Annotated in this window: 19 protein-coding genes; 13 read left to right on the top strand and 6 right to left on the bottom strand. The window is 69.4% G+C overall.

Going from position 1 to position 25944, the window contains the following annotated elements; genetic code table 11:
* Positions 1-124: 124 nt before the first annotated feature.
* Positions 125-9121, top strand: a complete 8997-nt coding sequence (locus tag ESP70_RS04765) for a type I polyketide synthase (protein ID WP_246161790.1) — start codon at positions 125-127, stop codon at positions 9119-9121.
* Complete coding sequence (gene acpS / locus ESP70_RS04760) at positions 9112-9510, top strand: holo-ACP synthase AcpS (RefSeq protein ID WP_342780158.1); 399 nt, start codon at positions 9112-9114, stop codon at positions 9508-9510. The genes ESP70_RS04765 and acpS overlap by 10 nt, the downstream gene beginning before the upstream one ends.
* A gap of 4 nt (positions 9511-9514) precedes the next feature.
* On the opposite strand, the gene ESP70_RS04755 is transcribed toward acpS, so the two are convergent.
* From ESP70_RS04755 to fabG, 3 genes are all read right to left on the bottom strand, one after another.
* Complete coding sequence (locus ESP70_RS04755; protein WP_056404115.1) at positions 9515-10132, bottom strand: TetR/AcrR family transcriptional regulator; 618 nt, start codon at positions 10130-10132, stop codon at positions 9515-9517.
* A gap of 10 nt (positions 10133-10142) precedes the next feature.
* Complete coding sequence (locus ESP70_RS04750; protein ID WP_149688160.1) at positions 10143-11189, bottom strand: phosphotransferase family protein; 1047 nt, start codon at positions 11187-11189, stop codon at positions 10143-10145.
* A 114-nt stretch (positions 11190-11303) separates the two neighbouring features.
* Positions 11304-12059, bottom strand: coding sequence for a 3-oxoacyl-ACP reductase FabG (fabG, locus tag ESP70_RS04745; protein WP_246161787.1), 756 nt, complete (start codon positions 12057-12059; stop codon positions 11304-11306).
* Between the two features lie 169 nt (positions 12060-12228).
* Here fabG and ESP70_RS04740 point away from each other — a divergent pair, with 169 nt between their 5' ends.
* The 3 genes from ESP70_RS04740 to ESP70_RS04730 are packed head-to-tail and all read left to right on the top strand — an operon-like array spanning position 12229 to position 14705.
* Positions 12229-13737 carry an acyl-CoA carboxylase subunit beta gene (locus ESP70_RS04740; RefSeq protein ID WP_246161785.1) on the top strand — a complete coding sequence of 503 codons (1509 nt, stop codon included), beginning with the start codon at positions 12229-12231 and terminating at the stop codon, positions 13735-13737.
* Complete coding sequence (locus ESP70_RS04735) at positions 13737-13961, top strand: biotin/lipoyl-binding carrier protein (protein WP_056212772.1); 225 nt, start codon at positions 13737-13739, stop codon at positions 13959-13961. The genes ESP70_RS04740 and ESP70_RS04735 overlap by 1 nt, the downstream gene beginning before the upstream one ends.
* 21 nt (positions 13962-13982) lie before the next feature.
* Positions 13983-14705: a thioesterase family protein gene (locus tag ESP70_RS04730; protein WP_149688158.1), complete on the top strand. Its 723-nt coding sequence runs from the start codon at positions 13983-13985 to the stop codon at positions 14703-14705.
* Between the two features lie 45 nt (positions 14706-14750).
* Here the strand turns inward: ESP70_RS04730 and ESP70_RS04725 are convergent, their stop codons facing one another.
* The gene (locus ESP70_RS04725) at positions 14751-15137 is read right to left on the bottom strand and encodes a globin (protein WP_149688157.1); all 387 of its coding nucleotides are present in this window, start codon (positions 15135-15137) and stop codon (positions 14751-14753) included.
* A gap of 79 nt (positions 15138-15216) precedes the next feature.
* Positions 15217-16149, bottom strand: a complete 933-nt coding sequence (locus tag ESP70_RS04720; RefSeq protein ID WP_149688156.1) for a mechanosensitive ion channel family protein — start codon at positions 16147-16149, stop codon at positions 15217-15219.
* 33 nt (positions 16150-16182) lie between these two features.
* Here ESP70_RS04720 and ESP70_RS04715 point away from each other — a divergent pair, with 33 nt between their 5' ends.
* Positions 16183-16467 (top strand): hypothetical protein, encoded by a 285-nt coding sequence (locus tag ESP70_RS04715; protein ID WP_149688155.1) that lies wholly within the window; start codon positions 16183-16185, stop codon positions 16465-16467.
* A 132-nt stretch (positions 16468-16599) separates the two neighbouring features.
* Entirely contained in the window at positions 16600-17583 is a 984-nt protein-coding gene (locus tag ESP70_RS04710; protein WP_149688154.1) for a hypothetical protein, read from the top strand.
* A gap of 62 nt (positions 17584-17645) precedes the next feature.
* Here the strand turns inward: ESP70_RS04710 and pepN are convergent, their stop codons facing one another.
* On the bottom strand, positions 17646-20165 hold the full coding sequence (gene pepN, locus ESP70_RS04705) for an aminopeptidase N (protein ID WP_149688569.1): 2520 nt from the start codon (positions 20163-20165) through the stop codon (positions 17646-17648).
* Positions 20166-20317: 152 nt separating this feature from the next.
* Here pepN and ESP70_RS04700 point away from each other — a divergent pair, with 152 nt between their 5' ends.
* From ESP70_RS04700 to ESP70_RS04675, 6 genes are all read left to right on the top strand, one after another.
* Positions 20318-21466 carry a glutamate--cysteine ligase gene (locus ESP70_RS04700; RefSeq protein ID WP_149688153.1) on the top strand — a complete coding sequence of 383 codons (1149 nt, stop codon included), beginning with the start codon at positions 20318-20320 and terminating at the stop codon, positions 21464-21466.
* Complete coding sequence (locus ESP70_RS04695) at positions 21463-22107, top strand: mycothiol-dependent nitroreductase Rv2466c family protein (protein ID WP_149688152.1); 645 nt, start codon at positions 21463-21465, stop codon at positions 22105-22107. The genes ESP70_RS04700 and ESP70_RS04695 overlap by 4 nt, the downstream gene beginning before the upstream one ends.
* A gap of 80 nt (positions 22108-22187) precedes the next feature.
* Entirely contained in the window at positions 22188-23081 is an 894-nt protein-coding gene (locus ESP70_RS04690; protein ID WP_149688151.1) for an alpha/beta hydrolase, read from the top strand.
* 16 nt (positions 23082-23097) lie between these two features.
* Entirely contained in the window at positions 23098-24636 is a 1539-nt protein-coding gene (locus ESP70_RS04685) for a CDP-glycerol glycerophosphotransferase family protein (RefSeq protein WP_149688150.1), read from the top strand.
* Positions 24637-24669: 33 nt separating this feature from the next.
* Positions 24670-25128 (top strand): ribose-5-phosphate isomerase, encoded by a 459-nt coding sequence (locus tag ESP70_RS04680; protein WP_149688149.1) that lies wholly within the window; start codon positions 24670-24672, stop codon positions 25126-25128.
* Positions 25121-25933, top strand: a complete 813-nt coding sequence (locus tag ESP70_RS04675; RefSeq protein WP_149688148.1) for an Fpg/Nei family DNA glycosylase — start codon at positions 25121-25123, stop codon at positions 25931-25933. Before ESP70_RS04680 ends, ESP70_RS04675 begins: the two co-directional genes overlap by 8 nt.
* Positions 25934-25944: the final 11 nt, after the last annotated feature.

The raw sequence follows: 25944 nt of genomic DNA, 5'->3' as shown, positions 1-25944 counted from the left end.
TGATCTAGATCTCTAGAGAAACATGAGGAAACCCTCGCATTAAACTTGAGGATCTCCTCATGTTTTGAGAAGATGGTGGGACCGCCCGTCGATCCAGCGACGGCAGTACCCCGAGGGATTCCACGTGACGACCATCGACACCCCGCTTGCCACGATCCAGCCGACCGAGCGCCGCGGCGCCCTGGTCGATCGCATCTCCACCGGCACGCCGTACGCCATGGCGTTCGGCGGCCAGGGTGCTCCGTGGCTCGAGCCGCTCGCGGGTCTGATCCGCGACTTCGCGCTCGAGGCCGAGCTCGAGACGCTCGTGTCGCAGGCCGAGGAGCGCCTCGCTCCGGTCGCCGCCGAGCTCGCCCGGGTCGGCGTGACGTTCACGCCCCTCGAGTGGGCCGACGTCATCGCGGTCGGCGAGTCCGCCGAGGACGACGACGCTCCCGAACTGCCGAGCTCCGCGGTGCTGGATACACCCGGAGCCTCGGTACCCGGCATCCTGCTGACCCAGCTCGCCGGCCTCCGTGCGCTGCGCCGCCAGGGCGTCGACACGCAGCTCAACGCCCCCGTCGCCGTCATCGGTCACTCGCAGGGCGACCTCGCGACCCAGTCGCTCGTCGGCGTCGATGACGTCGAGCTGCTGGCCCTTGCCCGCCTGATGGGTGCAGCAGCGCAGCTCGTGGGACGCCGCCGCGGCCTGCTCGGCTCGACGATGCTCAGCGTCTCCAACGTCGTGCCGGAGCGCATCGACGAGATTCTCGCCGAGCTGCCCGCGACACTGCGCGTCGTCTCGCGCCTGCGCAACGGCCGTCGCGGCGTCGTGCTGTCCGGTCCGGCCGACAGCCTCCGCGTCGTCGAGGCCCGCCTCGAAGAGGTCGCCGCCAGCGAGAAGGCCGATCGTGAGCGCAAGGTCACCGGCGGCTCGCCGTTCGCTCCGGTCCTGGAGCCGCTGCCGGCCCAGCTGGCGTTCCACCACCCCGACCTCGCCGAGGCTGCCGACCTCGTCGCCACGTGGGCCGAGGCCTGTGGCTTCGACGGCGCCCGCGCCCGTACGCTCACGATGCGCTCGATCGTCGACCCGGTGGACTGGGTCGCTTCACTGGAGTCCGCCCTCGACGCCGGCGCGACCTGGGTCCTCGACCTCGGCCCGTCCGACATCGCCGCCCGCCTGTCGGCCCGCGAGCTGCGCAGCCGCGGAGCCGGCGTCATCGCCACGACGACCCGCCGCGGCCACCGCGAGCTGACCGCCGCCGGCGCTGCGCCGCGTCTCGCGACCCCGTGGTCGGCGTACGCCCCGAGCGTCGTCACGCTGCCTGATGGCAGCCTGCACGTCGAGACCCGCTTCACCCGCCTGACCGGCAAGTCGCCGATCCTGCTGGCCGGCATGACGCCGACCACGGTCGACGCCAAGATCGTCGCCGCAGCGGCCAACGCCGGCTTCTGGTCCGAGCTCGCCGGTGGCGGTCAGGTCACAGAGGAGATCTTCGCCGATCGCGTCGCGGAGCTCGACGAGCTGCTGCTGCCCGGTCGGACGTACCAGTTCAACTCGCTGTTCCTCGATCCTTACCTCTGGAAGCTCCAGCTCGGCCAGAAGCGTCTCGTGCAGCGCGCCCGCGCCGCCGGTGCCGCGATCGACGCCGTCATCGTGACGGCCGGCATCCCCGAGCTCGACGAGGCCGTCGAGCTCGTCGAGGAGCTCCGCGCCGCCGAGATCACGCACGTCGTGTTCAAGCCCGGCACGGTCAAGCAGATCCGCCAGGTGCTCGCGATCGCCAAGGCTGTCGCACCGACGCCGATCATCGTCCAGATCGAGGGCGGCCGCGCCGGTGGCCACCACTCGTGGGAGGACCTCGACGACCTGCTGATCGCCACGTACGGCGAGCTGCGCGGGCTCGACAACGTCGTCGTCGCCGTCGGTGGCGGCATCGGCACGCCCGAGGTCGCCTCGGCGTACCTCACGGGTGAGTGGGCTCGCCGCCACGGCTTCCCGGTCATGCCGCTCGACGGCATCCTCGTGGGCACCGCCGCGATGGCGACCCTCGAGGCGACCACGGCCCCCGAGGTCAAGCAGCTGCTCGTCGACACGCGCGGCACCGGCACCTGGGTCGGTGCGGGCAGCGCCAAGGGTGGTATGGCCTCCGGCCGCAGCCAGCTCGGCGCCGACATCCACGAGATCGACAACACGGCATCGCGCACCGGCCGCCTGCTCGACGAGGTCGCCGGCGACGCCAAGGCTGTCGCCGCGCGTCGCGACGAGATCATCGAGGCGCTCAACCGCACCGCCAAGCCCTACTTCGGCGACGTCGAGACCATGACGTACGCCCAGTGGCTCCGCCGCTACCTCGAGCTGTCCGGCACGCCGTCGTGGCTCGACGTGACGATCCGCGACCGCTTCCACGCGATGCTGCAGCGCGCCGAGGCCCGCCTCAACCCTGCCGATCGTGGCACGATCCCGACGCTCTTCGCCGACGCTTCCCTGGTCGACGACGGCGCTGCGGCGATCGCCACCCTGCTCGAGACCTACCCGGCCGCCGAGGACGTCATCCTTCACCCGGCCGACGTGCTGTTCTTCGTCGAGCAGTGCCGGACGCCCGGAAAGCCGGTCAACTTCGTGCCCGTGCTCGACCAGGACGTACGCCGTTGGTGGCGCTCGGACTCGCTGTGGCAGGCGCACGACCCGCGCTTCGCGGCCGACGAGGTCTGCATCATCCCCGGCACGGTCTCCGTTGCCGGCATCGACCGCGTCGACGAGCCGGTCGCTGACCTGCTGCGTCGCTTCGAGGACGCCACGATCGACGGCCTTCTCGCCTCCGGCCGGGCCGCCCAGCGCGTCACGGGCCGCCGCCGCGTCGAGGACGCCGGCGACGTCCTCTCGCTCGTCCTCGCCGCTCCTGACCTGGTGTGGGCCGGTCGTACGGTCCGCAACCCCGTGCACCGCCTCGGCGCCGAGTGGGTCATCGTCGACCCGCAGCGTGCTGAGCACCCCGAGACCGGCGCAGCGCTCGTCGCGATCGACGGCCGCACGGCTGAGCTGCAGGTGCCGCTCGCGCGTCCGTTGTCGCTGCGCATCTCGGTCGACGACGCCGTGCTCGCCGGTGCTGCCCCGGTCGTGACGACCGAGGTCGCTGCGTCGGCGATGTCCTCGCTCGTTGCCGGCGCTGCCGGTGGTGTCGTCCCCTCGGTCAACAACGGCCGCGCGACGGTCACCGTCGAGTGGGATCCCGACCTGATCGCCGACCACGCCGGCGTCACCGGTGCGCACACCCCGGTCCACCCGGTGCCCGACGTCCTCGTCGGCCTCGCCTGGCCGTCGGTCTTCGCCGTGCTCGGCGAGGCGACGACCCCGGCGGGCATCCCGGTCATCGAGGGCATGCTCGACCTGGTCCACCTCGACCACGCGATCGCCCTTCACGACGCGCTTCCCGTCGCTCCGTCCGCTCTGACGATCACCTCGGTCGTCGAGTCGATCGAGGACACCGGCTTCGGCCGGGTCGTCGCGGTCGACGTCACGGTCTCATCCGCCTCAGGGGAGATCGCGACGCTGCGTGAGCGCTTCGCGATCCGCGGACGTACCGGTGCTGGCGAGCTCTCCGACCCGCCACGCGCCGGCGGAGCACTCGGCGACCACGTGCAGGACACGCCGCGCAAGTCGCGCGGTGTGGCAACGCTGACGGCGCCGACCGATCTGCGTGGCTTCGCCGCCGTCACGGGCGACCACAACCCGATCCACACCAGCGTCGCCGCTGCCCGCCTCGCGGGTCTCGGTGCGCCGATCGTGCACGGCATGTGGGTCTCCGCCGCCGCACAGCAGGTGCTCTCCGGCCGCCGCATCACCGGCTGGACCACGCGCTTCCTCGCGCCCGTACGCCCCGGCGTCACGGTCGATGTCAAGGCGGACCGCATCGGCCTCGACAACGGTGCGGAGCTCGTCGACGTCACGTGCCGCGCCGAGGGCGAGGTCGTGATGTCGGCGACCGCCCGCCTCGAGGCGCCTCGCACCGCGTACGCGTTCCCGGGCCAGGGCATCCAGCACCAGGGCATGGGCATGGCGGCGTACCAGCGCTCCAAGGCCGCCCGCGAGATCTGGGACCGCGCCGACGCGCACACGCGCTCCGCGCTGGGCTTCTCGATCCTCACGGTGGTCCGCGACAACCCGACGGTCCTGGTGACCAACGGCGTGACGCACAAGCACCCCGAGGGCGTGCTGTTCCTGACCCAGTTCACGCAGGTCGCCATGGCGGTGCTCGGCGCCGCCCAGATGGCCGAGCTGCGCGAGTCCGGTGCGTTCGTCGAGGGCTCGATCCTCGCGGGCCACTCGGTCGGCGAGTACAACGCGCTCGCCGCCGTCTCGGGCGTCATCCCGCTCGAGGCCGTCGTCGAGGTCGTGTTCCAGCGCGGCTCCGTCATGCACACGCTCGTGCCCCGCGACGCCGAGGGCCGCAGCAACTACCGCCTCGCGGCGATCCGCCCGGCGCAGATCGGCCTCAACGACGACAACGTCACGGCGTACGTCGACCGCATTGCCGAGGAGTCCGGCGAGTTCCTGCAGATCGTCAACTACAACCTCCGCGACTCGCAGTACGCGATCGCCGGCACGGTGCGTGGCCTCGAGATCCTCGAGGACGACATCGCGCGGCGCCGTGAGGAGTTCGGCGGCAAAGCGGCGTACATCCTGGTGCCCGGCATCGACGTGCCGTTCCACTCCACGGTGCTGCGCGACGGCGTCCCGGACTTCCGGGAGCGGCTGACCGAGCTGCTGCCGGCGACCATCGACCCCGCCATCCTCGCGGGCCGCTACGTCCCCAACCTCGTGCCCAAGCCGTTCTCGCTCGAGCGCGCGTTCCTGCAGGAGATCGCCGATCTGGTGCCGTCCGAGCCGCTCAACGCGGTCCTGGCCGACTTCGCGACCTGGTCGGCCAAGCCCGGCGAGCTGTGCCGCGTCGTGCTGATCGAGCTGCTCGCCTGGCAGTTCGCCAGCCCGGTCCGCTGGATCGAGACGCAGGACCTGCTGTTCGGCGACCTCGGTGTCGAGCGGTTCATCGAGGTCGGCGTCGGCCAGGCCCCCACGGTGGCCAACCTCGCGTCGTCGACGCTCAAGCTGCCGGGTCGCTTCGGTGGCCCCGTCGAGGTGCTCAACTTCGAGCGCGACGGTGCAGCTGTCTTCGCGACCGACGAGGAGCAGGTCGTCGAGGAGGAGGACACGGTCGTTGAGCCTGCCGAAACGACGGCTGCCAGTGCTGCTCCGGTGGCTTCGACAAGCTCGACCAGCACTACCTCGAGCGGCCCGCGTCCGGCCGACCTCACGTTCGACGCCGCCGACGCCACCACGGTGCTGATCGCCTGGTGGACCAAGATGCGCCTCGACCAGATCGGCGCTGCCGACACGATCGAGTCGCTGTGCGACGGTGCGTCCTCGCGCCGCAACCAGCTGCTCGTCGACCTCGGTGGCGAGCTCAGCCTCGGCGCGATCGACGGGGCCGCCGACGCGGACCTGCCGACGCTGTCCGCCCAGGTCAAGGGCCTGGCCCGCGGCTACAAGCCATTCGGCCCGGTGCTGACCGAGGCCCTCGGTGACCACCTCAAGAAGGTCTTCGGCCCGACCGGCAAGCGCCAGTCAGCCGTCGCCGAGCGCGTCGCCGATGTCTGGCAGCTCGGACCGGGCTGGGCGAGTCACGCACTCGTCGAGCTCGCGCTCTCGAGCCGTGAGGGCTCGAGCGTCCGCGGTGGTGAGTACGGCTCGCTGAGCGGTCTCGCCTCCGGCGCCGACGTCGACGCCGCGATCGACGCGAGCATCCAGGCCGTCGCTGGACGCCACGGCGTCAGCGTCGACCTGCCGTCGACCGGTGGGGGAGAGGGCGCCACGATCGATGCGGCCGCCCTCGGCGAGTTCACCGCGCAGATCACCGGCCCCGATGGTGTCCTGGCCTCGTCGGCGCGCCTGGTGCTCGACCAGCTCGGACTCACCGACGTACCGGCTGTTGTCGAGACGGACGAGGCGGAGGCCGAGATCCTGGCCCGCGTCGAGTCCGAGCTCGGCAGCGACTGGGCCAAGCTCACGGCGCCGGCGTTCGACCCGCTCAAGGCTGTCGTGCTCGACGACCGCTGGGCCAGCGCTCGTGAGGACCTGGCGCGCATCGCCGCAGGCGAGACCGTCGAAGTGAGCTTCGTCGGCGCCGGCGAGGTCGTCGCGGCACAGGCCCGCTGGCACGCGGATCACTGCGATCCGCGCCTGTCCGAGCGCTTCACGCAGATCGCCGCGGACGCCGTGAGCCCCACGGACCAGACCTGGTCCGGCGAGCTCGCGGTCGTCACCGGCGCCAGCAAGGGATCGATCGCTGCCGGTGTGACCGGCAAGCTGCTCGCGGGCGGTGCGACAGTCGTCGCGACGACCTCGGGCCTCGATGCCAAGCGCCTCGCGTTCTACAAGGAGCTCTACCGCACGCACGCCGTCGCCGGAGCCACCCTGTGGATCGTCCCGGCCAACATGGCGTCGTACGCCGACGTCGATGCGCTGACGAGCTGGCTCACGAGCGAGCAGATGCAGACGCGTGCGGGTGTCACGACGGTCGCCAAGCCGGCCATGACGCCGACGCTGCTGTTCCCGTTCGCCGCCGGCCGGGTCGCCGGTGACCTCACCGACGCCGGCAGCCGCACCGAGGTCGACATGCGCATCCTGCTGTGGTCCGTCGAGCGCCTGATCGGGCAGCTCTCGGCCGGCATCCAGGACCGCGACCTGACCTCGACGCTGCACGTCGTGCTCCCGGGCTCGCCCAACCGCGGCATGTTCGGCGGCGACGGCGGATACGGCGAGGCCAAGGCCGCGCTCGACGCCGTGGTGGCCCGCTGGTCCGCAGAACGTACATGGGCCGACCGCGTCACGCTGAGCCACGCCATCATCGGCTGGGTCCGCGGCACGGGCCTCATGGGCGGCAACGACCCGCTGGTCGAGGCCATCGAGGCTCGCGGCGTCCGCACGTGGTCGCCTGCGGAGATGGCTGAGGCGTTGCTGGAGACGGCAACGGTCGAGGCCCGCGCAGCAGCACGCATCGAGCCGCTCACGGTCGACCTCACGGGTGGGCTCGCGGGCGTCAAGCTCGACATGAAGGCGCTCGCCGAGGGCATCACGCGTCCGGCTGCTGTCGAGGAGGACGAGACCGGCATGATCGCCGCCCTCGCCGCCTCACCGGCGCAGCTCGACCGTGTCGAGCAGCTCGACTGGGCCCCGGTCGACGCCAGGCCCGAGGACCTCGTGGTCATCGTCGGTGCCGGCGAGCTCGGCCCCTACGGCTCCTCTCGTACGCGCTTCGAGATGGAGGTGTCCGACGAGCTGTCGGCCGCCGGCGTCCTCGAGCTGGCCTGGACCACCGGTCTGGTCAGCTGGGACGAGCAGGGTGGCGGCTGGTTCGACACCGAGACCCAGGAGAAGGTCGACGAGGCCGATCTCGTGGAGCGCTACGAGGACAAGGTCCGCGAAGCCGTCGGCATCCGCCGCTACGTCGACGAGGGCAACATGGTCGACAACTCGGCTCCGCTGCTGACGTCGGTGTTCCTCGACAAGGACCTGTCGTTCACGGTCTCCAACGAGGCCGAGGCGCAGGCGCTGCGCGACGCCGATCCCGAGCGTACGGTCATCTCCGCGACGGCCGACGGCGACTGGACCGTGACCCGCAAGGCCGGCACCGAGATCCGCGTGCCGCGCCGCATGGCGCTCACGCGTACGGTCGGCGGCCAGATCCCGACCGGCTTCGACCCCACGGTGTGGGGTGTGCCGGCCGAGATGGTCGACTCGATCGACCGGGTCGCGCTGTGGAACCTCATCTGCACGGTCGACGCGTTCCTCTCGAGCGGGTTCAACCCGTCCGAGCTGATGCGGTGGGTGCACCCGGCTCTCGTCGCCAACACGCAGGGCACGGGCATGGGCGGCATGCAGTCGATGCAGTCGCTCTACCTCGACACGCTGCTGGGCGAGAGCAAACCCAACGACATCCTGCAGGAGGCGCTGCCCAACGTCATCGCCGCGCACGTCGTGCAGTCCTACGTCGGCTCGTACGGCGCTATGGTCCACCCCGTCGCCGCCTGCGCCACCACGGCCGTCTCGGTCGAGGAGGGCGTCGACAAGATCAAGCTCGGCAAGGCCGAGTTCGTCGTGTCCGGCGGCTTCGATGACCTGAGCGTCGAGGGCATCGTGGGCTTCGCCGACATGTCGGCAACCGCGGACTCCGCAGCGATGCGGGCGAAGGGGCTCGAGGACCGCTACTTCAGCCGCGCCAACGACCGTCGCTACGGCGGCTTCGTGGAGTCACAGGGCGGCGGCACGATCCTGCTCGCCCGCGGTGACCTCGCGCTGCGCATGGGCCTGCCGGTCCTCGGTGTCGTGGCGTACGCCGGCTCGTTCGCCGACGGCGTCCACACGTCGATCCCGGCTCCGGGCATGGGCGCTCTGGCGGCCGGTCTCGGCGGTCGAGAGTCCGCCCTGGCGAAGTCGCTGCGCACGCTCGGCCTCACCGCCGACGACATCGGTGTGCTGTCCAAGCACGACACGTCGACCGGCGTCAACGAGCGCAATGAGTCCGAGCTGCACGAGCGGCTCGCGACGGCGATCGGCCGCAGCGAGGGCAACCCGCTCTACGTGATCTCGCAGAAGAGCATCACGGGGCACACCAAGGGTGGCGCGGCGGCGTTCCAGATCGTCGGGCTCTGCCAGGTCCTGTCCGGTGGGGTCATCCCGCCGAACCGCAGCCTCGACTGCGTCATGGACGACCTCGCCGAGCACGAGCACCTCGTCTGGCTGCGCAAGCCGCTGGCCACGGGTCAGCTCAAGGCGGGCATCCTCACGAGCCTCGGGTTCGGTCACGTCGCCGGCCTGATCGCGCTCGCGCACCCCCAGGCATTCCTTGCGGCCTTGAGCGACGAGGAGCGAGCCTCCTACGCCGCCCGTGCGGAAGCACGGCTCATCGAGGGTCGGATGCGTCTCGTCAGGGCCATGTACGGCGGAGCGTCGCTGTACGAGCGCCCTGCCGATCGGCGCCTCGGCAGTGAGGGAGTGCGGACTCGGGAGGCTGGAATGCTCCTGGATCCGCAGGCACGGCTGGGTGAGGACGACGTCTACTTCGGAGCGTCGTGCCAGTGACGGTTGTCGGTATCGGTGTTGATCTGGTCCACGTCCCTTCATTCGCGGACCAGCTGGAACAACCCGGAACCACGTTCGCCACGGCTTTCCTGCCCGGTGAGCGAAGTGACGTGCGGAGTCGTCCCTCAGATTCCGCGCGTCACTTCGCCGTGCGCTGGGCCGCGAAGGAGGCGGTCGTCAAGGCGTGGTCGGCGTCGCTCCACGGCGAGCCGCCGGTCATGGACGAGCACGTGCACCACCTCATCGAGGTCGTCGCCGATGCGTGGGGCCGTCCGCGCATACGCCTGCACGGTGAGGCGGCCAAGCACCTCGACGGTCATGCGCTCGAGGTGTCGCTGAGCCACGACGGCGACTACGCCATCGCGTACGTCGTCCTGTCCCGCGCCTGAGCCCTCAGGCGTGCTCGGCGCTCAGCAGGTAGGCCGTGACGAGCCGCTTGAGCTCGATGATCGACTCGGCGTGCTCCTGGCCGTCGCGGATCGAGAAGTTGAGCATCGAGTAGACGACGTGCACCAGCACCTCGGCCATGATCTGCCGGCGTTCACGCGGTGTGCCCGGAGTCAGCGGTGCCAGGGCCCGCGCCACCTCCGCAGCGAGCTCCCGCTCGGTCACCGCCGCGGTCGCGCGTGTCGCCGGCGTCGACTGCACCGCGAGCCACACGGCACGGCGTGACGGGTCGTTGACCCACAGCTCGGCCATGTGGTCGACGAGCCGGTTGAGGAACTTGAGCCAGTCGAGCGTCGGGATCGCCTCGGCGAAGCTCGCGAGCTCCTGGCGTACGGCGACCGCGTCGACCCGGTCGAGCTCGCACACGATGACGTACTTGTTCTGGAAGAACTGGTAGAGCGTGCCGATCGGCAGACCCGCGCGGTGCGCCACCTCCTCGCACGTGAACGACTCGAAGCCGACGTCGAGCAGCAGCTCGCGCGACACCTGCAACAGGTGGTCGAACTTCTTGTGGCTACGCTCCTGCGTCGGGCGGCGCCGGGGTTCGAGGATCTCGGCCGTCACGGGCGCAACCCTATCCCGTAGCGGCGCGTCCTGCGGCGATCAAGGGCACGATCATGTCGCCGATGCCGTCGAAGCCCGCCCCCACGGTCTGCCCGTGCGAGTGGCGGTAGTGGATGCCCTCGAGGATCACCGCGAGCTTGAAGAACGCGAGCGCGAGGTGGAAGCCGATGTCGCTGACGTCCCGCCCGGACTGCTGGGCGTACCGGGCGAGCACCTCGTCACGGCTGAGGTAGCCCGGGGCCAACGGTGCATCCGTGATCATCGCGGCGCCGTCGCCCGACGGGGGAGCGACCTCGGCGAGCTGCTGGTACGCCAGCAGCACCGCGACGTCGGTCAGCGGATCGCCGAGCGTGCTCATCTCCCAGTCCAGCACCGCCGTGACGCGGTCCTCCCCTGAAGAAGGATCAGTGTCGACGAGCAGGTTGTCGAGGCGGAAGTCGCCGTGCACGATCGTGCCGTCACCGGTTGCCGGGATGTGGGACTCGAGGTGTGCGACGAGCTCGTCCATGCCGGGCAGCTCGCGGCTGCTCGACGCCTCGAGCTGCTTCTTCCAGCGGGCCACCTGGCGTCCCAGGTAGCCGTCAGGACGGCCGAAGTCGCCCAGGCCCACCGCGGCGTAGTCGACGGCGTGCAGCGCGACCAGGGTGTCGACCATGCGCTCGCTGATGACGCGCGTACGTTCGGCGCCGAGCGGCTCGAGCTGGGACGCGCGGCCGTAGGGCGTGCCGGTGACCTTCTCCATGATGTAGAACGGCGCACCGATGACCTCGGTGTCCTCGCAGTGGGCGATCATCAGCGGCACGGGTACGTTCGTCGGTGCCAGCGCCGCCATGACGCGATACTCCCGCCCCATGTCGTGCGCCGTGGCGAGGACGTGACCCAAGGGCGGGCGGCGTACGACGTAGTCACGCGACCCGGCGCTCAGCGTGTAGGTCAGGTTGGACTTGCCGCCCGTGATGAGGCTCGCGGTCAGCGGCCCGGTGACCAGCTCGGGACGCTCCCGCTCGAGCCAGTTCTGCAGCGCCGCGAGGTCCAGACCCTTGGGTTCATCCGTCATGCCGACGTCCCCTTGAGAAAAGCACGGTACGGCGACATCGGCATGATGTCCCTTCGTTTCACGCCCCCTGCTCGTAGAACTCGCGGGGGGACCCCCAGCTGGCGCTCGCTCATGTCAGGCCTTGGGTCCGCCGGCGACGTAGATGACCTGGCCCGACACGAACCCGGCACCCTCGCTGACGAGGAACGACACCGTGTGAGCGATGTCCTCGGGCTGGCCGACGCGGGCCACGGGGATCTGCTCGGCATTCCACGTGATGAAGTCGTCGAAGGGGATCTTCATGCGCTCGGCCGTCGAGGCGGTCATGTCGGTCTGGATGAAGCCGGGTGCGATCGCGTTGGCCGTGATGCCGAACTTGCCCAGCTCGATCGCCAGGGTCTTGGTGAAGCCCTGCATGCCGGCCTTGGCGGCGGAGTAGTTGGCCTGGCCGCGGTTGCCGAGCGCCGAGGTGCTCGAGAGGTTGACGATGCGGCCGAAGCCGGCTTCCGTCATGTGCTTCTGGGCGGCCTTGGTCATCAGGAACGCGCCGCGCAGGTGCACGTTCATGACGGCGTCCCAGTCGTCGACCGTCATCTTGAACAGCATGTTGTCGCGGATGATGCCGGCATTGTTGACCAGCACGGTCGGCGCACCGAGCTCGGCGGCGATGCGTTCGAATGCGGCGGCGACCTGCTCCTCGTTGCTCACGTCGGCGCCGACGGCGAGGGCCTTGCCGCCGGCGGCAGTGACCGCCTCGACGGTGGCGGCGCAGGATGCCTCGTCGAGGTCGACGACGGCGACCTGGAAGCCGTCGGCGGCCAGCCGCTGCGAGACGGCGGCGCCGATGCCTCGTGCGGCTCCGGTGACGATCGCGGTACGGGGTTCGGTCACGAGATGCTCCTTCAACGGGCGCCTAAGCGCTTGCTTAGTGAATTCCTCCCGCACCGTATCGCACGAGGCTCGCGTGTGCGAGATCACCGTCGAAATTGCCGGTGTTGAAGATGAAGGATCCCTCATGTTTGTGTATAGTTGAGGAAAACCTCATGTTTTAGGAGTCCTCGTGACGCAGCTCGACACCCCCTCGGTGGTTTCAGCGCCGGACCAGGCCGATCACCGCTCGACGCTCACGCAGCGCCGACAGGATCGGTTCGCCCGGGTCGAACCCAAGGGCAAGCGCGTCTTCACGGCGCGCGAGCGGGCCGAGATGCTCGTCGACGACGGCTCCTTCGTCGAGATGACGCCGTTGCGCACGGCGGGCGGTGGCGCCGGCAGCGGCGTCGTCGCCGGTTGGGGTACCACCGACGGGCACGCGGTCGTCGTCGTCTCGCACGACGCGGCCGTGGCCTCGGGCGCGATCGGTGCCGTCATGGCCGACGCGATCATGAAGGCCCAGCGGTTCGCGATCGACAAGGGCTACCCGATCGTCTACATCAACGACTCGGGCGGCGCCCGCATCCACGACGGCATCTTCGCGCTGCACGGTTGTGGCGGCATCTTCGCCAACAACATCGAGGCGCAGCAGCGGATCCCGCAGATCTCACTGATCATCGGGCCGTGCGCCGGTGCCGCGGCATACTCGCCGGCCCTGACGGACTGGACCATCATGGTCAAGGAGCAGGGCCAGATGTTCCTGACCGGCCCCGAGATCGTCAAGGCCGCGACGGGCGAGGACGCCACGGCCGAAGAGATCGGCGGCTCGGCGCTGCACACCAAGGTCAGCGGGGTCGCGCACCTCGAGGTCGACAGTGAGGAGGAGGCGTTCCACGCGACTCGCCTCCTGCTGTCGTTCCTGCCCACGCACAAGGGCGGCCCGCAGAAGCGGCACAGCTCGGTGCCGGCCAACCCCGGTGCGGTCGAGCGGCTCCCCGGTCTGGTGCCGGACAAGTCCAGCGTCGTGTTCGACATGAACGCGCTGCTCGACGGGGTGCTCGACAACGGCGCACGCCTGGAGCTCATGCCGACGCACGCCCCCAGCATCCTCACCCTGTTCGGCCGCCTCGACGGCCATGCGGTCGGCATCCTGGCCAACCAGCCCAACGCCCGCGGCGGCATCCTCGACGCCAAGGCGTCGGTCAAGGCCGCTCGCTTCGTCGAGTTCTGCGGTCGCTTCGACCTCCCGGTCCTGACGTTCGTCGACGTGCCCGGCTTCCTGCCCGGCACGGTCGAGGAGGGCCGCGGCGTCATCACGCATGGCGCCAAGCTCCTCAAGGCGTACGTCGAGACCAAGTCGCCCAAGCTGACCGTGGTGGTCCGCAAGGCGTACGGAGGCGCCTACATCGCGATGGGCTCGGCCTCGCTCGGTGCCGATGTCAACTGGGCCTGGTCGGGTTCGGAGATCGCGGTCATGGGGCCCGGTGGCGCCGTGGCCCTGCTGCACCGCCGCGCGCTCAAGGCGGCGGAGGAGCCGGCCAAGCTGCGCGACGAGCTCGCCGCGGTCTATCGCGAAGAGGTCGCCCGCCCCTACATCGCGGCCGAAGCCGGTATCGTCGACGACGTGATCCTGCCCGAAGAGACCCGCGACCGCATGGCTGCCGCCCTGCGCATGCTGACGCACGAGTCGTCCCTCTGATGTTCGCTGCGCGAGCCGAGATCGTCGCGAACGTCTGGAAGATCGTCGCCCGTGAGGGCGACCAGGTCGGGGTCGGCGACGTGCTCGCCGTCCTGGAGAGCATGAAGATGGAGATCCCCGTCTACGCCGAGGCGTCCGGGTTCGTCAGCAAGGTCCTCGTCGAGGTCGGGCAGATCGTCCAGGAGGGCGACCCGCTCATCGAGATCGACGAGAGCCACGCCTGACCCGTCTGGCATCATCGGCGGGTGTCCTCCACCGTCGTCCATGAGCTGCCGATGCGCTGGGCCGATCTGGACTCGCTCAACCACGTCAACAACGTCGTCTACCTCGACTACGCCGCGGAGAGTCGCGCGATGCTCGTCGAGGACGGGGTGCTCGACGAGCGGCCCGTACGCCGGGTCGTCGTCGAGTTCCTGCGCTCGCTGCTGCTGAGTCGCCGTCCTGTCCACATCACGTCGACGATCGACGGTGACGAGCTGGTGCAGGAGATCCGGCCGGTCCCGGATGCCTCGCCGTTCGCGCGCGTCACCACGACGTTCGGGGCGCCGGAACGGCTGCGGGCTGCGCCGTCGTACGGCGACACGCTGCCGTGCCGGGTGCGGCGCAGCGATCTAGGCCCCGACGGTCTGGTGACGGGCGTCAAGGTGTTCGAGCTGGTCCAGGAGGCGCGGATCCTGTTGATCGCCAACCGGCTCAAGGCGCTCTCCGCCGGTCGCTTCGTCCTGGGTCGCACCGACGTGACGTACGGCGATGGGATGCCGTGGCGCCGTGAACCGTACGAGGTCTCGTCGTGGGTCAGCCGGCTCGGCACGTCCTCGGCGACGATCGAGGCCGAGATCATCGGCCCCGACACGGTGCATGCCAGGGCCAGCGCGGTGCTGATCGGCTTCGACCTCGAGACGTCGCGCTCCCGGCCGTACAACCACGAGGAGCGCGAGGCGTTCGCGTCGCTCAGCCGGCCTGGTTGACCATGCGATGTTGTCGCTTCATGGCCCAACACCGCTTCGCTTCGCTCAGACCGCGGTGTTGACCATGAAGTTGGCAGCGTGCTGGACGTACGCCCAGAACTGCGCGTCGAGCTCGGGGGAGAGCTTGGCCTGGTCGAGCCCCTCGCGGAAGTGCACGAGCCAGCGGTCGCGTGCCTCAGGAGTCACCGCGAACGGTGCGTGACGCATGCGGAGGCGGGGGTGTCCACGCTGGTCGGAGTAGGTCGTGGGGCCGCCCCAGTACTGCTCGAGGAACATCCGGAACCGTTCGTTGGCGGGCCCGAGGTCCTCCTCGGGATAGAGCGGCCGCAGGACCTCGTCGGTTGCGACGCCCTCGTAGAACGTGTCGACGATGAGCCTGATCGTGTCGTGCCCACCGATCGCGTCGTAGAACGTGATGGTCTCGTCGCTCACGTCGCTGCCTCCGTCATCAACCCACGATACGGAGACAGCGACGTGATCCCTGCCTCATGGTTCGCTCGCTGGCGCTCGCTCACGGGGTCGGCTCCTCGTCGGTGATCGTGGTGGCCACGGGGAAGGTCGTCGGCATGCGGATGCCTGCGCGGTCGAACTCGGCCTTGATGCGTTGGCGCATGGCGCGGGCGACGAGCCACTGCTGTGCCGGGGCGGTCTTGAGCACGACGCGTACGACCACACCGTCCTTGTCGAACCGCTCGACCCCCCACACCTCCGGCTGTTCGATGATGACGTCGTGGAAGCGCGGGTCCTCGTAGGTCGAGGTGGCGACGTCCTGGAGGATCTCCTGCACCCGGTCGAGGTCGGCGTCGTACGAGACGGTCACGTCGAGGACCGTGCGGGCCCAGTTCTGGCTCTGGTTGCCGACGCGCAGGATCTCGCCGTTGCGGACGTACCAGACCGTGCCGTTGACGTCGCGCAGACGCGTGACGCGAAGGCCCACGGCCTCGACGGTCCCGGTGGCCTCGCCGAGGTCGACCGTGTCGCCGACGCCGTACTGGTCCTCGAGGATCATGAAGATGCCGGACAGGAAGTCCTTGACGAGGTTCTGCGCACCGAAGCCGAACGCCAGGCCGAAGATGCCGGCGCTGGCGATGATCGGCGCGATGTTGGCGCCCAGCTGGGACAGCACCATCACGATGACGATGGCCAGGATCACGCCGGTGGCGACGCTCTTGAGCAGCGATCCCATCGTCTGGGCGCGCTGCTCCCGGCGCTGGTGGCTGCCCTGCTTGAGCCCGTCCAGGAACTCGCCGGCCTTGGAGTTGGCGATGACCCCGGGCACGGCGCCCTTGCTCGCCCGCGAGACGAGCCGATCGATGGATCTGCAGACGAACCACCGGAACAGCAGTCCCGAGACGATGATCAGCAGGATCGAGAGCGGCGCGGCGACGAACCAGTCGTACGCCTTGCCGGCTGGCAGGTCCCAGTTGACGTCGAGGGGTGACATTCCTCCAGCCTACGGGTGGATACGATGGGATCCATGAGGACTCCCGCCCGCCTGCTCGGACCCGCGCTTGCCTTCGTCATCACGTTCTTCGCCGGATCGGCTGCGGCCTTCGCCGATCAGCCCACCGGCGGTGCCTGGCCCGACGGCAAGGAGCGCAGCGACCTGTGGTTGCTCGTCCTCTTCGGCGGCGGCACGGTCGGCCTGTTCATCGTCATCTCGCTGTTCGCCCTGCTGACGGCCCGCAACAACTACGTACCGCCCGCGCCCGGCAAGGAGATCCACGTCCGCACGGACAACAGCCCCACCCCCCACCACTGACCCGGGGAGTCTTCTCGCTGAGCCTGACGTTTCTGTTGCGAAACGCCGCGTGAGATCAGCAGAAACGTCAGTACCAGCGGGGGCTGTGGATGGCGAAGAGCGAACGGCGGCGGCGTCGCGCACGATCTGCGGATGGACCACATCGATCCCACGCTGGTGTCACTGCGTGTCAAACGCGCCCACGAGCTCGGGTTCACTGCAGGGCAGTTGCGTGGCGACCAGTGGCAGCACGTTGCGCACGGAGTCGTACGCCCTGCCTTCTTCGCGGTTGATCCGACCTCTGCTCGGGTGGCCGACGCAGTAGCCCTGATGGGGCGAGCGAACGTCCTGGGCGGCTGGGCGTCGCTCTGGGTGCAGGGCAACAGGTGGTTCGACGGGTCTGACCGCAGCGGTGATCCTCGCGAGGTGTTGATCCATTGCCTGGTTGGTTCACAACTGCGTGTGCGACCGGGCATCCTGCCGAGTCAGGCAGATCTGCACCCAGACGAAGTTGAATCGCTCGGTCACTACGACGTCGCGACCCTCGCCCGTTCGGCCTACGACGAGATGCGGGTGGCGAGGAATCTCCGCGAAGCAGTCGTGGTGCTGGACATGGCCGTGAGTACGACTTCCGAGGTGGCTCACACCACGCTGGCCGCGGTCAGGCGTGTCGTCGAGTCTCATCACAAGACGCGCGGGATCGTGCAGGCACGGAATGCACTGGAACTCGGGACGTCCCGGTCGGGAAGCCCTTGGGAGACTCGCACGCGTCTCATGGCTCAGCTGGACGTCGGAATCAGGGGCCTTGAGGTCAATGTCCCGGTGTTCGACCTGTCCGAGAACCTGCTGGGCGTCGCAGATCTGATCGAGCCCGAGACCGGTCTGGTCATCGAGTCGGATGGCGCGGATCATCGAGAGCTCTCAAGGCATACCGACGACAACGTGCGCGAGGAGAAGTTCGAGCGGGCCGGGCTGGTCGTGTGCCGGGTGACGTCGCTCGATCACGTCAACAGGTGGGCGACCGTCGGGCGCATCAACAGGGCTCGGATCGATGCAGCTCGCGCGCGCAATCGCCAGTGGACGCTGGACAAGCCCGACTGGTGGACGTCGTGGTCGCCTGCCCGTCGCTGGGCCTGACGTTTCTGCACCTGCGACACGGCGTGTTGCAGCAGAAACGTCAGGCCCAGCGGGGAGGCGACCTAGAAGGCGGCTTGGGCCTTCAGGGCGCGGGCGAGGTCGTCGCGGCCCTCGGAGACGTAGCGCTTCGCCGCCGGGTTGGCGTCGGTCGACGAGAGCCACGCATCGACCTTGTCGAGGGTCGCCTGCGACGGGTTGGCCGACGGGAACAGGTAGATCAGGGCGACCTGGCCGATCCACACGCCCATGTCGTCGATGATCGTCGCGGCCATCTCGAGGTAGCGATCGACGTACGGCTCGAGGACCTCGGCCTGACCAGCGACCTGGAACGCCAAGGCGGCCTGGCGGCGCGTCTCGTTGGGCGTCGAGGGGTCGACCGCGGCGATCTGCCACGCCTCGGCCTTGGCCTCCGCGACCGGCCGGATCGTCCGGGCGGCGACGGCGTTCTCCTGGCCGGAGATCGTGTTGTCACGCTCGAGCTCCGCGGCGATCTCGGCCTCTTCAGCAGCGCCGATGCGGGCCAGGGCCGTGACGATCGTCCAGCGCAGGTCCGTGTCGACCGACAGGCCATCGAGCCGTCCGTCGAGGATCTCCCGCAACCGCTCCGGACCGGAGGCCGCCGAGGCGTACGCCCGGACGAGCGCCAGCTGGTGGTCGCTGCCCGGCTCAGCCGCCTCCATGAGGGCGCGTACGCCGGACTCCCAACGCTCCTTGAGCTCGGGCCGCGCCCCGTCGGGCGTGAACAGGTTGACCGCGCTGAGCCCCTGGCGCAGCAGCGAGCCGACGGCGGTGAGGTCGGTCTCCGACCCGACACCGGCGAGCACGAGGGTGACGAAGTCCGACGACGACAGCTCGGCGTCACGCGTCATGTCCCACGCCGATCCCCAGCACAGCGCGCGGGGGAGCGAGTCCTCGAACGTCGCGATGCTCTCGATCAGCGTCGCGAACGACCTCTCGTCGAGCCGGATCTTGGCGTACGTCAGGTCGTCGTCGTTGAGCAGGATCAGGTCGGGCTGCTTGGTGTCGATCAGCTCGGTGATCTGCGTCGACGCTCCGCGGATGTCGGTCTCGACGCGCTCCGTGCGCACGAGCTTGCCCTCGACCTGGTCGTAGAGGCCGATCGCGATGCGGTGGCGGCGCAGGGTCGGGTAGGCGTCGATCGCGGTCTGCTCGACCGAGAACGACGTGAAGTAGCCCTCGTCGTTGGTCTCGAACGATGCGCGCAGCGTGTTGACGCCCGACGTCTGCAGCCACTCCTCGGCCCAGGCCGTCAGCTCACGGCCGGAGGCCTGCTCGAGCTCGACGAGCAGGTCCTTGAGCTCGGTGTTGCCGTATGCGTGCTTGCCGAAGTAGGCCCGCAGACCGGCGAAGAAGTCCTTCTCGCCGACCCATGCCACGAGCTGCTTGAGCGCCGAGGCGCCCTTGGCGTACGTGATGCCGTCGAAGTTGGCCTCGACCGCGTGCAGGTCGTAGTTGTCGGCCGCGATCGGGTGCGTCGACGGGAGCTGGTCCTGCCGGTAGGCCCAGTTCTTGCGGGCGTTGGTGAAGCTCGTCCACGAGTCCGTGAACCGAGTCGCGTTGGTCGCGGAGTGCGACGCGGCGAACTCAGCGAACGACTCGTTGAGCCACAGGTCGTCCCACCACTTCATCGTGACGAGGTCGCCGAACCACATGTGCGCCATCTCGTGCAGGATCGTGTTGGCCCGCTGCTCGTACGCAGCGACAGTCTGCCGGCTGCGGAAGATCATCTCGTCGCGGAACGTCACGGCGCCGGCGTTCTCCATCGCGCCCATGTTGTACTCCGGGACGAACAGCTGGTCGTACTTGCCGAACGGGTAGGCCATCTCGAACGCGCCCTCGAAGAACTCGAAGCCCTGCTTCGTGACGAGGAAGATGTCGTCGGCGTCGAGGTGCTCGACGATTGACTGGCGGCAGAAGATGCCGAGCGGGATCTCCTCGTACGCTCCGCGGTAGGAGTCGGTCACCGAGACGTACTCGCCGGCGATCAGCGCGGTGATGTAGGTCGACATGCGCTTGGTCGGCTCGAAGTGCCACGTCGACGTGCCCTCGGCGGCGGCCACGGGCTCGGGCGTGGGGGAGTTGGACACGACGGCCCAGTCCGTCGGCGCCGTGACGTGGAACGTGAAGACGGCCTTGAGGTCGGGCTGCTCGAACGTCGTGAACACGCGGCGGGCGTCCGGCACCTCGAACTGCGTGTAGAGGTAGACGCGCTGGTCGACGGGGTCGACGAACCGGTGCAGGCCCTCGCCGGAGCGTGAATAGGCACACGTGGCGTCGACGACGAGCTCGTTGCTCTCGGCGAGGCCGCTGAGCGCGATGCGGTTGTCGGCGTACGCCGAGACGTCGACCGGGTCGCCGTTGAGCGTGATCGAGGAGATCTCGGCGTCGACGAGATCGACGAACGTCGAGGCGCCGGGGGTGGCGCCGAACCGGATCGTGGTGACCGAGCCGAAACGGGTCTCGGAGTCGAGGGTGAGATCGAGCTGCACGTCGTACGTCTCGGTGGAGACGACGGAGGCGCGCTCGCTGGCTTCTTCGCGGGTGAGGTTGGTACCAGGCATGTTCGCCATGCTTTCACGCTGTCGTCCATGGGACGAGGCGGGTGGACGGTCGGATCTCGGGCAGGATGGACACATGAACGAGCGCAGCGAGCGAACCATGAGGCAGTCATGACCCGGCCTCCGTATCGTGGGCTCTTCTTGGAGGCCGTGTCATGAACATCCCCTTCGCCGAGTCCGAGCGCTCCACCGTGGGCATCGAGTGGGAGCTTGCGCTCGTCGACTCGGACTCCGGCGACCTCCGCCAGGTCGCGCAGACCGTGCTCGACGCGGTCGCGCCGGCCGGTGGTGGCGAGCACCCGCACATCCGGCAGGAGCTGTTGCTCAACACCGTCGAGATCGTGTCGGGAGTGTGCCACTCGGTCGGCGAGGCCGGTGCGGACCTCGAGCGGGCGATCGAGGAGATCCGGGCGGTGACGGATCCGCTGCGCGTCGAGCTGATGTGTGCCGGCACGCATCCCTTCGCGGCGTGGGACCACCAGAAGGTCACCGACAAGGAGCGCTACGCGACGCTGATCGACCGTACGCAGTGGTGGGGCCGGCAGATGCTGATCTACGGCGTCCACGTGCACGTCGGCATCGAGGACCGCGACAAGGTGCTGCCCATCAGCCGAGCCCTGCTGACGTACTACGGCCACCTCCAGGCGCTCAGCGCCTCGTCGCCGTTCTGGGGCGGCAAGGAGACCGGTTACGCCTCCAACCGCGCGCTGATGTTCCAGCAGCTGCCGACGGCCGGGCTGCCGTTCCAGTTCGAGGAGTGGAGCCAGCTCGAGGGTTACGTCGACGACATGATGCACACCGGAGTCATCGACGTGTTCGACGAGATCCGCTGGGACCTGAGGCCGTCCCCCAAGTTCGGCACCCTCGAGGTACGCGTGTGCGACGGCATCCCGTCGATGGCCGAGCTGCTCAGCATCTCGGCGCTGACGCACTGCCTCGTCGAGTTCTTCTCGTCCGAGCTCGACGCCGGCCGTGAGCTGCCGACCGTGCCGCCGTGGTTCGCCCAGGAGAACAAGTGGCGGTCAGCCCGCTATGGCATGGACGCGATCCTGATCCTCGACAAGCACGCCGATGAGGAGCTCGTCACGACGCACCTGCATCGCGTGCTCGAACAGCTCGCACCCGTCGCCGAGCGACTCAAGTGCACCGAGGAGCTCGGCGGCATCCACGACATCATCTCGGGCGGCGCCTCCTACCAACGACAGCGCAGAGTCGCTGCGATGAACGGCGGAGAGCTCGACGCCGTGGTCGGATCCCTCGTCGAGGAAATGCGCGCGGGTCGTCCGTTGTTGAACTTTCCATGACTTCCACAGACACCGTCACGTCCACGACCGCCCCGACCTCGACCGAGGCGGTCGACTTCTGGTTCGACCCGTTGTGCCCGTTCGCGTGGATCACGTCGCGCTGGATGCTCGAGGTCGAGCAGGTCCGCGACGTCACCACCACGTTCCACGTCATGAGCCTGTCCGTGCTCAACGAGGACAAGGACGTCGAGCAGCGATACAAGGACATGTTGGAGCGCGGTTGGGGCCCGGTCCGTCTCGCGATCGCCGTCGAGCAGGCGCACGGCTCAGAGGCGCTGCGGTCGTTCTACACCTCGATCGGCACGAAGCACCACAACGAGAAGCGTGAGTTCGACAAGGCGCTGTACGAGGAGGTGCTCGAGGAGATCGGCCTTCCGCTCGAGCTCGCCTCGGCTGCTGAGGACACGACACTCGACGCCGCCGTACGTGCCTCGCACAAGATCGGCATCGACCGCGTGGGTGAAGAGGTCGGCACGCCCGTGATCGCGATCGGCGGCACGGCGTTCTTCGGCCCGGTGCTCCAGAGCATTCCTCGTGGTGAGGTCGCCGGTTCGGTGTTCGACGGCGCCCGGCTGCTGGCGAGCTACCCGGACTTCTTCGAGCTCAAGCGCACCCGCAAGGGCGAGCTCAGCTTCGACTGAACCATGGGGTCCTTGAGCTTGTCGAAAGGACGTCCTCTCGGCAAGCTCAAGGACCGCTGTGCGCCACTAGGCTCTTGCGCATGAGTCTTCACCCGCAGTCCCGTGAGCTGCTCGACGTGCTCGGACCCTCTGCGTACGGCTCGCTCGCCGAGACGTACGCAGAGGTCCGGGCGACGGCCCGCGCCGCCGCCCTCGCGAGCACCGACCGGATCGGGCTCGACCACGTCAGCGACGTCGACGCCGACGGCGTGCCCTGCCGGCTCTACCGTCCCCGTCAGGGCGCTCCGGTGGCGCTCTACGTGCATGGCGGCGGCTGGGTCCTGCACGACCTCGAGACGCACGACAGCTTCTGCCGCTACCTCGCCCACACGACGGGCTGGGCGCTGCTGGCGGTCGACTACCGCCGAGCTCCGGAGCACCCCTATCCGGCGCCGCTCGATGACGTGCAGACCGCCGCGGCCTGGTTGCGTACGCATGACCGTGAGCACCGCGTCGATGCCTCGTTCCTGCCCGCGGTCGGCGACTCGTCCGGCGCCAATCTCGTCGCCGGCCTCACGGTGCGGCAGCCGGCAGCGATCGACTTCCAGGTGCTGATGTATCCGCCGGTCGACCGGCGCGCCGATCTGGGCGGACCCGACGGCAACGCGGCCCTCGAGCACGACGCGATGGAGTGGTTCTGGGAGTCGTACGCTCCGGGTGGCACCGGGGACCTGCCCGAGGTCTCGGTCGTCAACGCGACCAACCTGGCCGACCACCCTCCGGCGTTCCTGGTGACCAACGAGCACGACCTGCTGCGGGACCAGGGCGAGGCGTATGCCGCGCAGCTGGCCGAGGCCGGCGTCGACGTGACCGCGTTCCGCGCGCTCGGCATGGTGCACTCCTACTGGCGGCAGCCGGCGGTGTTCGACGCCGCCCGGGCCACCGTCACGATGGTCGGTGCGCTGCTCGACGCCCGTCGGTCGCGCGCACGCTGACTGGCATACTGAGCGCGTGACCGGGGACGTGCGGAAGCCGAGCAAGCGCTCCCAGACCCTTCGCACGCAGGTCGCCGAGCGGCCCCGACTGGTCGTGCTGCCGCTCGTCGGAGCTGCGCTGGTGGTGCTCCTCGTCCTGTGGCCCGACGCGGGCACTGTCGCGTCCCTGCTGGTCCTGCTGGCCGGCACGCTTCTCGTCCCGAGGATCTCGGAGTCGCCCTCGTACGCCTACGGGTTGCCGGGCGTCCCCGACGGCCCGCCGAGGCCGAGCCGCATCCCGGTCGAGGCGCACACGTGGGTCAGCCTCGGTGCGGCCGCGATCGCAGTGCTCCTGACGGTCGTGGGTGCGTCGTGGCCGGCGTTCGCTGCACTCGCCGCCGTTGCCGTGGCCGCCTGGCTGGCGTGCGCGGCGACGATGCTGCGCTACCTGCGCCACGGTCGACGCGTGCGCCAGGCTCTCGAGGCGTACGCGCCGACGATCGCGATGGGCTTCGCGGGTCGCTCCGGAGGGCCGTGGCAGCTGCGCATGTGGGAGCCCTATCTGCTGCGTTCCGGCGAGCGTTGCGTCGTCATCACGCTGCACGAGAAGTACCTGCCGCTGATCCTCGACGGTGCCGACCTGACATCGCCGCTCGTCCAGCTCGGCTCCCGCGGCACGCGTGACCTCGACTCGCTGTTCGTGCCGTCGATCCGCGCGGTCTTCTATGTCCAGAACGCGCAGGCCAACAAGGGCTTCATGGCGCACACGGACCTGACGCACGTGTGGCTCAACCACGGCGACTCCGACAAGCCGGCCAACTTCAACCCGCGTCATGCCCTGTACGACGTGCTCGTCGTGTGCGGGCAGGCGGGGATCGACCGCTACGAGCGTCACGGCATCCACGTCGCGCCCGAGAAGTTCCGCATCCTGGGCCGCCCGCAGGCGTCGGGTGTACGTCCGGCCCGTGGACCCATCGCGGAGCTCGAGTCCAAGGTCGTGCTCTACGCACCGACGTGGCAGGGGCTCGACGAATCGGTCAACTTCTCGTCGCTGGAGAAGGGACCCGAGATCGTCCGGGCACTGATCGACCGCGACGTCACGGTGATCTTCCGTCCCCACCCGCTGAGCCATCGCTGGCGCATCCGCCGGGCCGTCATCCAGGAGATCCACGCGATCCTGCACGCCGACAAGCAGAGCTCGCACCGCCGGCACCAGTGGGGCAAGACGGTGGGCAACGTGTGGAGTGTCGTCGACTGCGCGAACCGGTCCGATGCGCTGATCTCCGACGTGTCGAGCGTCGTCTCGGACTTCCTGCAGTCCGAGAAGCCGTACGTCATGACGAGCATGCGCGCCGGCATCGAGGCGTTCCGTGCGGAGTTCTCCGTCGCCGAGACCGGCTACGTCCTGCTGGGTGACCTCTCCAACCTCGACGAGGTGCTCGACGACCTGTTGGTGCGCGATCCGCTCGCGACGGCGCGCGCCGAGCGCAAGCGGTACGTGCTCGGCGACTTCGTCGGCGAGGAGTCGGCCGACGCGTTCGCGGGCTTCGTGCGCGAGCTCGTCCGAGGTGCGTGACCGTGTCGTCGTACGGACTGGAAGACTGAGCACATGCGCGTCCACATCGGTTCCGACCACGCCGGCTTCGAGCTCAAGACCCACCTGATCGCCTGGCTCACCGACAACGGCTACGAGCCGGTCGACCACGGTGCCCACGCCTACGACGGGGAGGACGACTACCCGCCGTTCTGCATCGACGCCGCCTCCGCCGCCGTGGCCGAGCCCGGCTCGCTCGGTGTCGTCATCGGCGGCTCCGGCAACGGTGAGCAGATCGCCGCCAACAAGGTCAAGGGGGCGCGTGCGGCCCTGGCGTGGAGCACTGAGACCGCGTCGCTGGCTCGCCAGCACAACGATGCGCAGGTCGTTGCCGTCGGCGCGCGCATGCACACCGCGGACGAGGCGACCGCGATCGTCGAGACGTTCCTGACGACGCCGTGGAGCCACGCCGAGCGTCACCAGCGCCGGATCGACATGCTGCTGGCCTACGAGGAGACCGGCGAGCTTGCCTGAGGGGCACACGCTCCACCGTCTCGCGGACGAGCTCCGCACCGCCTTCGCCGGCCGTGCCGTCGCGTCGTCGAGCCCGCAAGGCCGGTTCGCCGCCGAGGCGGCACGGATCGACGGCCGCGTCCTCGAAGGTGCCGAGGCGTGGGGCAAACACGTCTTCGTGTCGTTCGCCGACGCGCCGGAGCAGGTGCACGTCCACCTCGGTCTCTATGGCTCGTTCCTCGTCACCCCGGGAGTCGGTCGCCCGGTCGTCGGCCAGGTGAGGTGGCGGCTGGAGGCAGCCTCGACCGCCGACCTGCGCGGCCCCAACGCCTGCGAGCTCCTGACGCCCCCGGAGGTCGACGCGCTGATCGGCCGACTCGGACCGGACCCGCTGCGCGACGACGCCGATCCCGAGCGTGCGTGGCGCCGTATCCATCGCTCGTCGGTGCCGATCGCCGCGCTGCTGATGGACCAGGCGGTGCTCGCCGGCGTCGGCAACGTCTATCGCGCCGAGGTGCTGTTCCGCAACGAGGTCGCGCCCATGACGGCCGGTCGTCGCGTCACTCGCAAGAGGTGGGATGCGATGTGGGCCGACCTCGTCGAGCTGATGCGCGAAGGCGTACGGACGGGGCGCATCGACACCGTCCGACCCGAGCACGAGCCAGAGGCGATGGGGCGCGAGCCACGCGCCGACGACCACGGGGGAGAGGTGTACGTCTACCGGCGCGAGGGACAGTCGTGCCTGGTCTGCGACACGCCGGTCCGCCGCCGCGTTCTCGCCGGCAGAAACCTGTTTTGGTGCCCGACGTGCCAGCATCGTGGATAGGCTCGATGACG

It is taken from the genome of Aeromicrobium ginsengisoli, assembly GCF_004134905.2.
Classification (GTDB): domain Bacteria; phylum Actinomycetota; class Actinomycetes; order Propionibacteriales; family Nocardioidaceae; genus Aeromicrobium; species Aeromicrobium ginsengisoli.
The sequence above is the reverse complement of the archived record's forward strand: the minus strand, read 5'-3'. Positions and strand labels throughout refer to the sequence as shown.

What these genes read in the sequence shown, in the direction of transcription:
- ESP70_RS04750 (WP_149688160.1), bottom strand. Translation starts at nt 11,189, where the DNA reads ATGACGGATGAACCCAAGGGTCTGGACCTCGCGGCGCTGCAGAACTGG.
- ESP70_RS04735 (WP_056212772.1), top strand. Translation starts at nt 13,737, where the DNA reads ATGTTCGCTGCGCGAGCCGAGATCGTCGCGAACGTCTGGAAGATCGTC.
- ESP70_RS04720 (WP_149688156.1), bottom strand. Translation starts at nt 16,149, where the DNA reads ATGTCACCCCTCGACGTCAACTGGGACCTGCCAGCCGGCAAGGCGTAC.
- ESP70_RS04715 (WP_149688155.1), top strand. Translation starts at nt 16,183, where the DNA reads ATGAGGACTCCCGCCCGCCTGCTCGGACCCGCGCTTGCCTTCGTCATC.
- ESP70_RS04710 (WP_149688154.1), top strand. Translation starts at nt 16,600, where the DNA reads ATGGACCACATCGATCCCACGCTGGTGTCACTGCGTGTCAAACGCGCC.
- pepN (WP_149688569.1), bottom strand. Translation starts at nt 20,165, where the DNA reads ATGCCTGGTACCAACCTCACCCGCGAAGAAGCCAGCGAGCGCGCCTCC.
- ESP70_RS04700 (WP_149688153.1), top strand. Translation starts at nt 20,318, where the DNA reads ATGAACATCCCCTTCGCCGAGTCCGAGCGCTCCACCGTGGGCATCGAG.
- ESP70_RS04695 (WP_149688152.1), top strand. Translation starts at nt 21,463, where the DNA reads ATGACTTCCACAGACACCGTCACGTCCACGACCGCCCCGACCTCGACC.
- ESP70_RS04690 (WP_149688151.1), top strand. Translation starts at nt 22,188, where the DNA reads ATGAGTCTTCACCCGCAGTCCCGTGAGCTGCTCGACGTGCTCGGACCC.
- ESP70_RS04680 (WP_149688149.1), top strand. Translation starts at nt 24,670, where the DNA reads ATGCGCGTCCACATCGGTTCCGACCACGCCGGCTTCGAGCTCAAGACC.